Raw genomic sequence first — 13,717 nt, 5'->3', positions numbered from 1 at the left:
CGGCACAGTTTGGCCTTGTTGGTTATTAAGTATATTCACGGGGATGTACGATATGTGATGGAACTGGATTTAAATTCTGCCCGTTTGCTAATTTCCTATCCCAACCACAATATTCGAATTATAGCCATACTAACAATACCGATAACGACAGTAGCTAGCAGATTTTTGCTCCACAAGGCAGTAGCCAGCGTAGGGAGAACAGCTATGAGCACTTGCCCATTCAGAGTAACCGAGGTGTCGGTTCGGACGAGCAGATTTTCCATCACGAGTGCTGTGAAAATACAAATGGGAATATAGGAAAGCCATTGTAGCACTGGTTTGGGCAGAGCCAGCTTTTGCAGCACGACGAAGGGAATAATCCTTGGGATCGCCGTCACGATCATGCCGCCGATAATGATATACAGCACATAGGGATGGATGTTCATTTGTCGGTTAACACTCCAATCGTTGCGGTGATCATCGTAGCTGCAATAACCGCGATATGTGATGGCATCCACCAGGATAAAAGGTACATCAGAACAGCCATACACAGCACGAGCAGCAGACGGTGCTTGAGCTTGGAGATCTGTACACTTTGCAACTGGGAAATGAGCAGGGCAAGAAACATCGCTGGCAAGGCAAAGTCCAGACCAAATGCCTCCGGCCTGGAAATCCAGTTCCCGAGAATCCCTCCCGCCACGCAGGACGCAATCCAGATGAGATACGCCGTTAAATTCAGCCCGTTCATCCAGCGATCGCTTACCTGTCCGCCTTTAGCCAATTTATCCGATGCTACCCCAAAGGATTCGTCCGTCAAAAGAACGCCGATGCCTATGTTTTTCCACAGTGAATATTTAGTAAAATAAGGAGCCAGCGACGCGCTTAAAAGCAGATGGCGGGCATTCACAATGAATGTTGTTAAAATAATGACGGATGCAGGACTGGCGGTAGCCAGCATTGAACACATAATAAACTGAGAAGCTCCTGCATATACAAATGCTGACATCAGTGCAATTTCCATCGTACTGACCCCGTTTGAGGCCCCCACAATGCCTGCTGCGAACCCAATGCATACATAACCGAGCAATGTAGGAATACAATCTTTAACCCCTTGTAAAAAGCTGAGTGAATCGGACTCCGTTCCGCTCAACTCCGATGCTATGGACATTTCAACCTGACCTCCAGTGTATAAATTTTATAACAGTATACAACGGAAGCTTAAAATTAATCAATATATTATACGTTTGTATGTTATATTGAATTTTTCCTATTGCGAACAAGCTGTCCACGATAATCAAATACAAAATTCATCCGTTCGCCGTGATCTTGTTGGCAGCCGCAGGAGGAATCGTCCTATTTTGATCCCTTCTTCCCACACCAGTACCTGTCCCGGCTTAAGCTAAAGGAGACGCGAGCCCTCACAAGAAGCGAAGTACCATTTTGGTTAGGGTATGAGAAGAAGCAGAAAGAGGCCTCAAATTCTTGAAGGCCTCTTTCTCAATATCGTTGCCAGTTATAGAATCTATCACAGTTATCTTGTTAAAAGTTAGGAGTTCAAGCCAAGTTGCCGGAGAATGTCGTGTATATCAAAATGAGCTCTTTTCTCAATAATCTTGCCACCATCTATACGCAAAAGCATCATCAGAGAAAATCTAATTGTTTTTCCTGTAGCGGGTATTCCTTTGAAAGGAATATCTGTATGTGTACCTTCAAATATCAAATAAACAGCAACTTGATCTCCTTCTGCTAGCATAGCTTTAATCGGCATTTTGAAGTTTGGAAAAGCATCAAAATTTTTCTTTTCTTATGCTATAAGTCCCTCTACCCCATGAAATGGAGTATCAAGCTGTGGATAAAACACAAAGTCTTGGTGGCAAAAATCCTTAAGTGCTTCATAGTTTTCTTGTTCAATTGTTTCGTAAAAACGACGAACTAATTCTTTATTGGTTTCAACCGACATAATAATGTTCCTTTCTATCTTTTAAAATACGTAGGATTCTCCGTCATCTGGTACCGCCACATGAGCAGCAATTCCTTTTTCATTCAAAAAGCTTTTTAATTCTTCTCTCGATAGAGCCCAGTGGTTTACAGCTTCCATATGGACAACAATAATTTTCGCGTCAGGAGCGGCTTTGTAGACTTCATAGATATCGTCTTTCCCCATAATTAGGGAGCCGCCTTCGAAGAATTGATTATCTCCGCCATTTACGACGATAATTTCCGGTTTGTGTGTATCGATGACTTCCCGAACAGCTTCATACCATACGGTGTCACCAGCTACGTACAAGGTTTTCTCACTGGAGTGTTTAAAGATAATGCCGCACACTTGACCAGCAATTTTCAATATTTCTCCTCTTCCATGCTCGCCTTTGGTTTTAACCAGTTGGATCTCCTTGAAGACAGTATTTTCTTGAAGCACCTCTACATTTACAAAACCAGCATTTTTTACTTCATTGGCATCTTCATCATTTTGAACAAACATTTTGATATCTTTTGGCAATGCTTCTTTGGCAGCATCATCAAAGTGGTCCAGATGGAGGTGAGTTAAAATGACAGCATCAACGTTACTGATAATATTATCAATTGATGTTGGCAGACTTATTATAGGATTCTTTTGGTCTTGTCTTGGAGAATTGGGGAAAGGAGGGTAGGTTCCCTTATTGGCCAGCATTGGATCAATTAAAAATTTGTTGCCTGCATATTCAACTACAATAGTTGCATTTCGAATTTGATTTATTTTCATGAATGATAACTCCTTTTGTATTGGATTTATAAATATTTTACATTCTGAGCTATTCCTAATTACATGGATTTGATCAAGTCTTTTTCTTGTTTGACTTGAATTTTGAAAGTAATTTTTTTTATTATGAGATAGTACTCACATCACAAATGAAGTTAATTTTTATTTTTTTCGGATATAATTTACACAAGTAGCGCAGTATTAATTGTAAAGGATTTGATAAAAAATGCTCGATCACACGGACAAGCTGATTTTGGAAGAGTTATCCAAAAATAGTCGCATTACAATGAAGGAGCTAGGAGAGAGGGTTCATCTGACAGGACAAGCAGTTGCATCGAGAGTTGCAAAGTTAGAGGATAATGGAGTAATTGAGAGGTATACTATTAAGGTAAATCAAGCTAAATTAAGGTGTTACATTCACGCTTTTATTACGATCAGTTTAAATAATCTTTATCACCAACCTTTTCTCTCCTTTATAAAAAAGCAAGAAAGATACGTATTAAATAATTTTAAAGTTAGTGGTGAAGGGTGCTATATTCTTGAGTGCAGATTTCCATCTAACGAATATTTAGATCAATTCCTCGTAGCATTAAACGAATATGCAAACTATAAAATATCAATTGTTATTAACAAACAGCAAAATGAGCTTGGGTGTTGACGACTACGACAGATTAATTAATTCAGATTAAAACCTTTCATTAGAAGCGGACTAGAATTAATAGTTCTAATGGAAGGTTTTTATGTTTTTTAAGCGATATGAACTAGGGAGCTGTTAAAGAGATTTTTTACTTCCACACTAAAAAGTTTGTAAGCATGTCACTTAAAAATTTGCAGAGGTTTCATTTTGAATGTTTTTAGGCACGATTTGATATTAATATGTGTATCCCCGTAAGTTAAACTACAAATGAAAAGCGCACGCCAATCATTTTAATAAACAAGCCAATCAGATTAAACTGGAGGAAAAAAGATGTTACTATATGATTCTTATGGGCCAAATCCCCACACCACCCGCTTATTTGTCGTCGAAAGAGGCTGTGAAGTTAATATTCAACCTATAGACATTGAAAAATACGAACACAGACGTAAACCGTATATCGATATCAACCCAAGAGCAGAATTACCCGCATTGATTTTGGATGATGGTACTGTCATCACCGAAATTACAGCAATATGCCAGTATCTTGATAAAGTTACACCAGGAAAATCTTTATTTGGCGATGAGGATCCAAAGGAACGAGCAATTATCCATATGTGGTATCGCCGTATATATCTGAATATTCTTATGCCGGCCATTGAATGGTGGCGTGGATCTACTGATGCAGAGAATTCCTATACTGGAAATCGTATACTTATACCGGAGGGACAACGTGGATTTAGAGCGATGGCCGAAAAAGGTCTTAACCAACTAGAACTGGATCTTGCAGATGAGCGTGAGTTTATCACGGGTGACTCTTATTCAATGGCAGACTTGATGTTTTTTGCTTTCGTGAATGAGATGAAATTGGCAATACCATGGTTTATTAATCCAGGTCGCCCATATATAGCAGCATGGTATGAACGGATTTTGGCTCGGCCTGCAAGTCAAAAAGCAATTCAGCCGTTACCAGCGGGCTCTTATAAAGGATGAATAAAAAAAACGAAAGTTGTCTAATCAATAACTTTCGTTTTTTTCTATTTTTCAGAAATGACTCAATTAATTTCCGTGTATACGTCTAAATGCCATTGGCGTGACGCCTTCATGATTCTTAAAAAAGCGTGAGAAGTTAGAAGGTTCACTGAAACCTAATTGGTATGAAATTTCATCTATACTTTTATTTTCGAAACATAGGGAGATTTTTGCCTTTTGAAGTATACGTTCATTGATAAAACTTTTGGCCGACAGATTGAGGGAAGTTTTCGTTAACAGATTTATTGTTTTTTTGGAAACATTCATTAGCTTTGAATAATCTTCAACGCTTTTATACTCATGCAAGTGATGATCTACGAGATGAACAAGTTGTATAAAAAGTGAATTATTAAGTTGAATCGTTTTATTTATAATTGAACAATTTTGTCTTATTACTAAGATCAATGTTCTGAATGCGGAGGAGATGATATCAAAATCAATATTTCCATAGGTGTCAAAAGAGTCTTTCAGTAAGGTAACGTGAGAGGAAACCATCGAATTGATCAATGACAAAACGGGAAATATATAGGTTTGTCTAAAGAGATCTATTACTTCCAAAGCATAATTGCCAAGTGTCTTATAGAGAAATTCTTCTGTGAATTTGAGGTAGAAACCTTCGAGATGTTTAAAATCCACAAACCTTTCAACTCGGTCCTTTGCAAAAAAAATAATGTCTGCTGTTTGGACAGGGTATTCTTTGAAATCAACTTCGTGTGTCCCACTTCCGTTCGTGATAAATATTAAAGTATAGAAGGTTATACGATGATGTTTAGTTGAAAGCGGAATATTTTGAGGTGTCATTATTTCATCGAGGGTTTGGATTGAAAATTCTTTTGTTTTATTTTCAGTAATTTTGAATTTCACTACTTCGATATTTTCCTTCATTTGTATAGCCTCGCGCTCTAAGGAATTTATTAATGAGCATGCACTAAATGACTATTATAGTAGATTAGTCTAAATATGTCCAACATTGGATAGGATAACGAATCGTGTAGACAAAACTAATTACAGCGGACAGTCTTTTGTGTATTCTTCTTATATAGACATTTGGATTCGAGGAGGTATGATCTGTGGATTCAATGCAATACATTATCGGCTCTAATTTAGCCCAAATCAGGAAGACAAGAGGACTTAGTCTGGATAAGGTGGCTGAACTAACAGGAGTCAGTAAGGGTATGCTGGCTCAGATTGAGAAAGGGAAGTCCAATCCTACAGTGACCACACTTTGGAAAATTGCGAACGGCTTGCACGTATCCTTTTCCACCTTTCTCAAAGAAGACCCCCCGCAAATCACGAAAATTAGCAGGGAAGACCTGCATCCGGTTATTGATGAGGACGGCAACTATTTTGTGTACCCTGTATTCCCGTATCATTCGGAAAAGAAGTTCGAGGTGTTCACGGTAAGTCTGAAGCCGGGGTTTACGCACCAGGCAGAGAAGCATCTGGGAGAAGAATCGATTCTCATGATCCGCGGGGAAATGTACTTTGAAATGCAAGGGCAACAGCTCAAGCTGAGCGCAGGGGATGCCATACAATTTCAGGTGTCCGACATACATACCTACCGCAATGATTCGGATGAGGATGCGGATTTTTATGTATTGATTTATTATGCGGATTAGTGGGATGATGAGAATAGCCTAAAACAGGCTTCCGTATGAGGATTTTGCAAAATCCTGAGATATTAAAAGATAGCAACTAGGAAAAGTGAGGAAAGAGAACCCATGGAAAGCAAGTACATCCGAGAAGCCTACTGCTTCAAGACGTCCCGTGTATTTCCCAATGATATTAACAATCACAACACACTTTTCGGAGGCAGACTGATGTCGTATATCGACGATATCGCATCAATCGCTGCTGCCAAGCTGTGTCGTACGAACACGGTTACGGCTTCTACGGATTCGGTGGATTTTCTACTGCCTATTCATCCGAGCGATTCCGTCACGCTGGAGGCATTTGTTACCTGGACAGGCCGCAGCTCGATGGAGGTATTCGTAAAGGTGATCCGCGAAGGGCTAATGACAGGCGACCGCAAGATTGCCGCTACGGCCTTTCTGACCTTTGTGGCACTGGACGAGCACAACCGTAAAGTGACCGTGCCGCAGGTGATTCCGGAAACAGAAGAGGAAATGCAACTGCACCAGACGGCTCCATCGCGCGCAGCCATACGGCGTCAGCGCAGGGAAGAAAGCAAGCAGCTGGCGAGTTTCCTGACGACAGATTATCCGTGGGAAGCGTAACGTACTAGAAATCATCAGCTTCATCATTCTTCATCATTTTTACGTAAAAAAGGAGCCGGTTTTCCGTTGCAATCATCCGTGATCTGCTCGGAATACGGCTCCTTTTGTGTCTAACCTGAGCTATTCTGCTTTGACTACGCGGAAATGCTGATTCGTCCCGCCATTATCGACCCATTGAATGGCCTTGGCTCCATCGGCGGTGGCACCTTCGGAAATGTCGATCAGCTTGCCAGTCGCCCGATTTTTCAGCTTGTAATAACCTCCGGTTACGGATATCAGCTGCCAATGCTGGCTGGACCAGCCTCCGTCGCTCCACTGCTCGATAACTGCACCATCCGTTGTGGCACCGCTCTCAACACCAATCAGCTTGCCGCTGTTGCGGTTCACCATTTTATAATATCCGCCGCCTGCATCCTTAAGCTGCCATTGCTGGCTGGCAGTTCCCGAGTCCGCGCGTTGCTCCACATCCGCGCCGTCTGTCGTTGCACTGCCAATGATGCCCAGCGGCTTATTGCTCTTGCGGCTTACCAGTTGATAGTAGGCGTCCGGGTCAATGACCATTGGCGTGGTTACACCCTCTACTACACCACTGGCGGTGTCGATATTAATGCTGTCAAACCAGTCCATGGCTAATGAAGTTGCGGTTGGAAAACGCAGCGGCAGCCACACATATTGCGAATCCTGCACAGGACCGCTCCATGCCCCCGCCCAACGGTCACCCAAATACAGGTACGAGGTCGTCTGCGTACCTTCAACTGGAATGACGTAGGCCGACTGTGAACCATAGGTTGTACTATCCCCGAAGTTCATCGTATTGCTCCAGGTTCCTTCAATGCTGGATGCCGTAGCATACTTGGCCTGATTGGGATTCCAGCCGGTTGCCCCGGATGTAATCAGGAAGTAGACATCTCCTTTTTTGAACATCGCTGGAGCTTCACGATATTGCCCCGGCCACAGTGTGGTCACGAGCGATTCAACCTGCAGAAAATCCGGTGTCAGCCGATAAATGTTCAGATCGGCATTCACACGCGTCGCCGAGATCAGGTAAGCCGTTCCGTTGTCATTGTATACCGTCATATCGCGGGAGTCGTGATCCAGAGGACGGAAGCTGCCTAGATACGTATAATCGCCATCCACAGTATCGGAGGTGGCAACTGCAACTCGAGCCTCGTTGTAATTTACTCCGTTTTCCTTGTGCATCCACAATACGTATTTGCGTGTTTTTTCATTGTATATCACCTTTGGACGCTCAATATTCGACACATTCAGTTCAGCTGCCGAGCTGCTGGTCAGCACGTTTTTGCGAAACTCCCAGTTTTTCAAATCTGAGGAACGGTAGGCAGATACCGCTTTGAACGTACCATTGGGATTGCGGTTTTCACCAAACCAATAATAGTAACCGTCCACTTTAATCATACCGCCCCCATGGGCATGAACGACGTTTCCAGCAGTATCTTTAAACTGAATGCCATTCATCACATTCGCTGAAGCTGCTGAAGCGATTTTAGGTGAAAACATCTGAAAAATGCTCAACGTCAGCAAAATCGTAAGCATAATACACAGCAAGCGAACAAAATCGTATTTCATTGTTTCGTCCTCCTCTATGTGTGTTTTTTAAACGCTTACATAACTGAGTTCTATAAAGTAGCTTTAAAGAGCTGCTTATCCCAATTGTATCCATATTGAATGGAAAGTGCTAGAGTAGTATATTGACCATGTACACGGCACACGCCATCCATATCTGACAGACTTCAATCGAACGGTGAGTGTTGCGAACGGGCTGATATCCATTATGGCATAGGAGGCGACCATGGAAATATACGCGATTGATACAAGCAAGCCGGAGGCAGAAGCTCACTATGAGTTACTGTTAAATCGGGTTTCACTGGAAAAGCAGCAGAAGCTGGATCGTTTTTTGCGTCGGGAAGACGCTCTGAGGGGCTTATACGCCGATGTGCTGTTAAGATGGCTGGCTTGTCGGCAATTAAAGCTACCTAATGCCAGCCTTCAGTTTACATACAATGCTTTTGGTAAGCCTTCCTTGTTGAATACGCCAGCATTCCATTTTAATGTTTCTCATTCGGGAAAATGGGTGGTATGCGCCCTTGATGATCATCCGCTCGGCATCGACATTGAGCAGCTCCGTCCTATTGATTTTGAGGTAGGCAGGGTATGCTTTTCGGATGCAGAGTATGATGCGCTAATGCGTCAGGATGCAGACAGTCGCTTATCCTATTTTTATGATCTATGGACGCTTAAGGAAAGCTTTGTGAAGGCCGAGGGACAGGGATTAACACTACCGTTGAAGTCTTTTTCATTCGAGTTGAGGGCACATTCGTTCATAGGCTTCACGACTGATGGCTTCACCACCGAGTACTGTCATTTTAAACAGTATGCACTGGATCAAGAGTATAGAATGGCTGTCTGTGCAGCTCATGGCCGTTTTGCTCAGCAGATACAGCAGGTAGATATAGCTACACTACAATTGGAAGTAGCGACACAGGCATAATATGAAGGGAATAAGTGTTATAGCTTAAAAAGGGGATGAGCAGCGTTGACGTTCGTTTTGTTCAAGCATGGCCGGTTGTATGGGGATTGGGCTTCCAAAGGAGATTCAATCGTGGTACAGCATGGTCGCATACAGGCCATCGGATATGCACGGGAGCTTGAATTGCAGCTGTCCGGCAAGGAGTATAAAACTGTGGATTGGGAAAACGCCTATGTGCTGCCAGGCTTAACCGATTCACATATGCATTTGTCCATGCATGGTATGAAGCTGGCGATGCTGGATCTGACATCAGCTACCTCCAAGCAAGAGATGCTGGACATGCTGCGCAAGCGGGTCGCTGTAACACCGCCGGGAGAGTGGATTTTAGGGCTCAACTGGAACGAAAATGCATTTATTCCTGTTGAAATTCCGGGTATAGCCGAGCTGGATGCCATTACGGATCAGCATCCGGTCTATTTGACCCGTACATGCTTCCATGCGTTCTTGGCCAATTCAGAGGCATTTCGACGTGCGGGTATTAGCGACAGCACCCCTGATCCAGCCTCGGGAGCCTACGGGCGAGACGCTGAGGGACGGCTGAACGGATTGATTTATGAGGAGGCATCCTTCGCCTTTACAGGTGTACAGCCAGAGCCAGATTATGCGGTTAAAAAGGATACAATTCGACGGGCATGCCTCGATGCGCTACGTCTCGGCCTGACCGCTGCGCACACGGAGGATTTACGTTTTTTGGGCAGCGTGGAGACGATGCAGCGGATTTACAGGGAACTGAGGGAAGAAGGCCTTGCTTTTCGTACACACCAGTTGATCTATCATCCATTTTTGGAAGAAGCGCACGGACAAGGGCTGCGTGCAGGTGCCGGCAATGAGTGGTATAAGATCGGTGCCATAAAAATGTTTGCCGATGGCGCCATTGGCGGAAGAACTGCATTATTGTCCGAGCCATATAGTGATGCTCCGCATACCCGCGGAATGGCGATTCAACCGCAGCCTGAGTTGAATCAGATGGTGGCGGCAGCCAGAGTAGCAGGCTTTCCGGTGGCTGTGCATGCCATAGGCGATGGGGCGGCGCACATGATTTTGACAGCGCTGGAGACTCATGCGCTTATGGAGGAAAGCGGTTTGCCGGATCGCCTGATCCACGGACAGGTGCTTACAGCTGAGTTGGTCAAGAGAATGGCGAAGCTGCCGCTGATTGCGGACATCCAGCCGCGTTTTGTCGCAAGTGACTTCCCATGGGTACTGGATCGGGTTGGGAAAGAACGGACAGATTATTTATATGCCTGGAAAAAGCTGCTGGATGCAGGGATTCCGTGTGCTGGCGGCAGTGATGCGCCGATTGAGCCGCTGAACCCTTTTCTCGGGATGCATGCAGCTGTAACTCGTACCAAGCCGGAAGAAACGCATGCGGGTTATCTTCCTGCCGAAAAGTTGGATATTCATGAAGCCATTCATTTGTTTACTACGGGAAGCGCAGTGGCAGCCGGGGAGAAGGATGAAAGGGGATGGATTGCTGAAGGCAAAGCCGCTGACTTTACGGTCATTGACCGGGATGTAGCGGAAAGCCCGCAAGCTTTGCTTGACGTTAAGGTACGAATGACGGTTGTGAACGGGAAAATCGCGTACCAGTCGTAAGCTGGCAATATGGATGTATACCAAAAACCTTCAACTTCACTTTTCACGTGAGGTTGAAGGTTTTTCGCTTTTACAAGCCACGCTGCAGGAATCGGTCTGTATTTTTTATACTGGACCACAGATCAGAGCTTGCCCCGCCCGGATACCAGTAGGCGAAGCCTGCAAATCCTTCATCCTGTCCCAATCGATACTTAAGGGTAAAGGATCGTCCTTCCTCCAGCCATAGCTTATGCCGCTGCGTGTCTTTGTAAGACACCGTATACTGCTGAACATCCTTATTCCACACCGGTTTGGAAGCGGCATGGGACACTAGTTGATTTTGCTCATTTAGTGAAATATCAGTGGAAGCAACCGATTGACCGCTCGCATTGAGCGTCCAATTTCTTGTAAATAAAGGTAGTGCCAATATTGCCTTGCCAGGATCGGTCGTTTGCTCAAAGCGTCTCACGCTTTCACGGAGCCATGGCAATGAGGATACGGAGCCGGGAATCGAGCTGCCTCCCCAATGCTCGTCATATCCCATGAGGATCATATAGTCTGCCGCAGCACCAAGCTGCTTATAATCAAAGGCGGCTGTCCAGTCCGTGCCGTAATCAGGCGATACGCAAATTGCCAGTAGAGCATTCAGGCTTTTCAGCCTGGCTTTTAATTGCTGGATGAACAATGTGAGATTGGCTCGATCCTGACCATCCACATTTTCAAAATCAATGACAAGCCCGTCCAAACCATGTGCGGACACGACATGGGCAAGCTGGTTTATGGTTTTACTCCGTAAAGCCTCACTGGACAAAATTTGATGGGTCATCGTCAGATTGGAACGATTGCCGACCATAGCCCAGATTTTTTTATGATGCTGTTTGGACCAGGTGAGCAGTGACGAATCCGTATAATCACTGAGCGTACCTGTTTCGTTCAGAAAAAACCAGCGTGGTGACAGCGTATTGATGTTGGACTGCAGCACAGTGTTTTCAAACTGCTGAACGGTTTGATCATATTGCCACCCTAGTCGGATAGAAGTGGCGGAGGAAGCGGTTGACCGAGCATGCTGCGTGGAATATGTCAGCAGACGCTCCAGTATGGCCGCTGTTTCTTCCCGGGTGAGGGAAGATGTGGGGTGAAAATATTTATTTTCACCTTTCATAAAGCCGTAGCGATTCACGGTGGTTACAGCTTCAAGCGCCCAATCTGCAATCTCATCAGCATCTGTGAAAGAGGAAGTGGCTTCTCCTGATCCCCCCGAAGAGCGGATAAGACGTGCGATCATCAAGGCTGCTTCTTGTCGGGTTACAGAATGGTTGGGCTGGAATGTAGCGGTCGTTCCTCCCTGAACGATATCAAGCTGGGAAGCAGCTTCGATCCAGCCGTAATACCACGCTTGTTTGGATACATCCCGATAGGAAGCAACGGTCGCTTTTACAGACTGCAGACCAAGCGTGCGATCCAGTGCGGTAACCCATTCGGCTCTCGTAACTGCTTTTTTGGGGGAGAAGTAGCCTGGTTGTGTACCTGTCAAAATCCCTTTAGCATGCAGGGAAATGATAGATTGATAGGCGTAGCTGTGTGAAATATCCTGAAACGCTATGCCGGATGCTGCTGCCGGGGCAGCTAAATATGAAGTAGATGTGGTGAATATCGTTATGGCTGTAGTTGCTGCCAGGGTGAGCCGGGTTAACCAATGTGATCGCTTGGAACTCATACCGAATAACCTTCTTTTTTTATGATAGATTGTAGATGCATATATCGTCACTCGACGAATAATACTATCAAAAATAGTAAAGTTATTCATTGCTAAATTGCTGGAAAAACACCAAAAAGGCGATTTCTTTTGTGATTTTAAGAGGACTGTAGAAACTTTTTCTGCTCAAAGCAGCGGAGAGGACGGAACGATTGTGGAAAAGCGGCAGCGGTCGCCTTTGTCTCCGGATTTTCACCGCTAAGGTAAAATTAATAAATCTGGAGACAACAGCGATTGGAACAACGGTCCGTTCGCGGAGCGTCCATATTCGTGTTTACGTACATCTTACTCGAAAAACAACGAGGGTGTCCCAGCAGCCATTTCATGGCTTTTGGGACACCCTTTGGATTTGAAACTATGCTTTTTTGGCATACATAATACCGATGGTCTGAGGTCCGCAATGACTCGATATGACGCATCCAGCTGTAGCCAGCAGCACCTCTTGTGCCTTCGTTTCTTCTTTCAAACGAGCTTGCAGCATGAGCGCATCTTGCTCAGCCAAAGCATGTACGACAATGATCATGTCATTATCCATTTGATCCCGCTGGTTCAGGGCATTTTGCAGCATCTGCTCCAGTGCTTTTTCACGTTTGCCACGGACTTTGTATGCAGGCGTCATTTTTCCGTCAATGACTTTAATGACCGGACGAATTTTGAGCAGACTGCCGATCAGGTTTTGCATTCCTGAGCATCTGCCGCCTTTGTACAGGTATTCAAGTGTATCAATGACAAATTCCGTATCCACCAACGGCCGGGTTTTTGTCAGCATCTCTACAATCTGATCCATCGTACTGCCATTTGCTGCCGCGCGTGCAGCTTTCATCACAAGCAGGCCAAAGCCACATGATAAATTCAGAGAATCAAAAACCGTGATGCGACCTTCCGGGAATTCAGAGGCAGCGAGCAGTGCATTTTGGTACGTCGAAGACAGCTCAGAAGACAGACTGATATATAAAATGTCGTCCCCTTGTTCTATGTAGGGAGAAAAGGCTTGAATAAAATCAGCTGGAGAAGGTGCAGCGGTGCGCGGCAATTGTCCCTCGCGGCTTACACGCTGAAATAATTGTTCCGGGTGAATGTTCACCCCGTCCTGTAATGCTTCATCACCAAACACGGTATACAATGGTACAATGCTAATCTCGTATTGTTGGCGCCAGTCGGCAGGAATATCACTGGTACTGTCCGCAAAAATTTTAATTTTGTTCATACATAAGAA

At 44.5% G+C, this 13,717-nt stretch carries 14 protein-coding genes and 1 pseudogene; 6 read left to right on the top strand and 9 right to left on the bottom strand.

All coding sequences use genetic code 11. From position 1 onward, the window contains the following. Positions 1-95 precede the first annotated feature (95 nt). From KQI_RS0122660 to KQI_RS0122640, 5 genes and pseudogenes are all read right to left on the bottom strand, one after another. Positions 96-425 (bottom strand): AzlD domain-containing protein, encoded by a 330-nt coding sequence (locus KQI_RS0122660; RefSeq protein WP_010349172.1) that lies wholly within the window; start codon positions 423-425, stop codon positions 96-98. Next, positions 422-1,147 carry an AzlC family ABC transporter permease gene (locus tag KQI_RS0122655; RefSeq protein ID WP_010349171.1) on the bottom strand — a complete coding sequence of 242 codons (726 nt, stop codon included), beginning with the start codon at positions 1,145-1,147 and terminating at the stop codon, positions 422-424. Before KQI_RS0122655 ends, KQI_RS0122660 begins: the two co-directional genes overlap by 4 nt. Before the next feature lie 378 nt (positions 1,148-1,525). Beyond that, positions 1,526-1,768, bottom strand: a pseudogene (locus KQI_RS29440) (ester cyclase); the annotation flags it as partial. Between the two features lie 15 nt (positions 1,769-1,783). Next, positions 1,784-1,939, bottom strand: coding sequence for a nuclear transport factor 2-like protein (locus KQI_RS29435; RefSeq protein ID WP_241763993.1), 156 nt, complete (start codon positions 1,937-1,939; stop codon positions 1,784-1,786). Between the two features lie 21 nt (positions 1,940-1,960). Further along, positions 1,961-2,722, bottom strand: a complete 762-nt coding sequence (locus KQI_RS0122640; RefSeq protein WP_010349170.1) for an MBL fold metallo-hydrolase — start codon at positions 2,720-2,722, stop codon at positions 1,961-1,963. Positions 2,723-2,945: 223 nt separating this feature from the next. Between KQI_RS0122640 and KQI_RS0122635 the strand changes: the two genes are divergently transcribed. After that, positions 2,946-3,377 (top strand): Lrp/AsnC family transcriptional regulator, encoded by a 432-nt coding sequence (locus KQI_RS0122635; RefSeq protein WP_010349169.1) that lies wholly within the window; start codon positions 2,946-2,948, stop codon positions 3,375-3,377. 309 nt (positions 3,378-3,686) lie between these two features. Further along, positions 3,687-4,346, top strand: coding sequence for a glutathione S-transferase family protein (locus KQI_RS27480; RefSeq protein ID WP_010349168.1), 660 nt, complete (start codon positions 3,687-3,689; stop codon positions 4,344-4,346). 66 nt (positions 4,347-4,412) lie between these two features. Here the strand turns inward: KQI_RS27480 and KQI_RS0122625 are convergent, their stop codons facing one another. Beyond that, the gene (locus KQI_RS0122625) at positions 4,413-5,270 is read right to left on the bottom strand and encodes a helix-turn-helix domain-containing protein (RefSeq protein ID WP_010349167.1); all 858 of its coding nucleotides are present in this window, start codon (positions 5,268-5,270) and stop codon (positions 4,413-4,415) included. 185 nt (positions 5,271-5,455) lie between these two features. On the opposite strand from KQI_RS0122625, the gene KQI_RS0122620 reads away from it, so the two are divergent. Next, positions 5,456-6,004 (top strand): helix-turn-helix domain-containing protein, encoded by a 549-nt coding sequence (locus tag KQI_RS0122620; RefSeq protein ID WP_007429618.1) that lies wholly within the window; start codon positions 5,456-5,458, stop codon positions 6,002-6,004. Between the two features lie 102 nt (positions 6,005-6,106). After that, positions 6,107-6,622, top strand: coding sequence for an acyl-CoA thioesterase (locus KQI_RS0122615; protein ID WP_010349165.1), 516 nt, complete (start codon positions 6,107-6,109; stop codon positions 6,620-6,622). A 120-nt stretch (positions 6,623-6,742) separates the two neighbouring features. On the opposite strand, the gene KQI_RS0122610 is transcribed toward KQI_RS0122615, so the two are convergent. After that, a complete protein-coding gene (locus tag KQI_RS0122610) occupies positions 6,743-8,209 on the bottom strand; it encodes an RICIN domain-containing protein (protein WP_010349163.1) in 1,467 nt (488 codons plus the stop codon). A 223-nt stretch (positions 8,210-8,432) separates the two neighbouring features. On the opposite strand from KQI_RS0122610, the gene KQI_RS0122605 reads away from it, so the two are divergent. Together KQI_RS0122605 and KQI_RS0122600 are read left to right on the top strand one after the other, a co-directional pair. After that, on the top strand, positions 8,433-9,131 hold the full coding sequence (locus KQI_RS0122605; protein WP_010349162.1) for a 4'-phosphopantetheinyl transferase family protein: 699 nt from the start codon (positions 8,433-8,435) through the stop codon (positions 9,129-9,131). Between the two features lie 45 nt (positions 9,132-9,176). Further along, positions 9,177-10,766: an amidohydrolase gene (locus KQI_RS0122600; RefSeq protein ID WP_010349161.1), complete on the top strand. Its 1,590-nt coding sequence runs from the start codon at positions 9,177-9,179 to the stop codon at positions 10,764-10,766. A 70-nt stretch (positions 10,767-10,836) separates the two neighbouring features. Here the strand turns inward: KQI_RS0122600 and KQI_RS0122595 are convergent, their stop codons facing one another. Together KQI_RS0122595 and KQI_RS0122590 are read right to left on the bottom strand one after the other, a co-directional pair. After that, positions 10,837-12,462 carry an S-layer homology domain-containing protein gene (locus tag KQI_RS0122595; protein ID WP_010349159.1) on the bottom strand — a complete coding sequence of 542 codons (1,626 nt, stop codon included), beginning with the start codon at positions 12,460-12,462 and terminating at the stop codon, positions 10,837-10,839. A 394-nt stretch (positions 12,463-12,856) separates the two neighbouring features. After that, positions 12,857-13,708, bottom strand: coding sequence for a DegV family protein (locus KQI_RS0122590; RefSeq protein WP_010349158.1), 852 nt, complete (start codon positions 13,706-13,708; stop codon positions 12,857-12,859). Positions 13,709-13,717: the final 9 nt, after the last annotated feature.

Source organism: Paenibacillus peoriae KCTC 3763 (assembly GCF_000236805.1).
GTDB lineage: Bacteria > Bacillota > Bacilli > Paenibacillales > Paenibacillaceae > Paenibacillus > Paenibacillus peoriae.
This window is presented reverse-complemented; position numbering and strand designations above follow the sequence as displayed.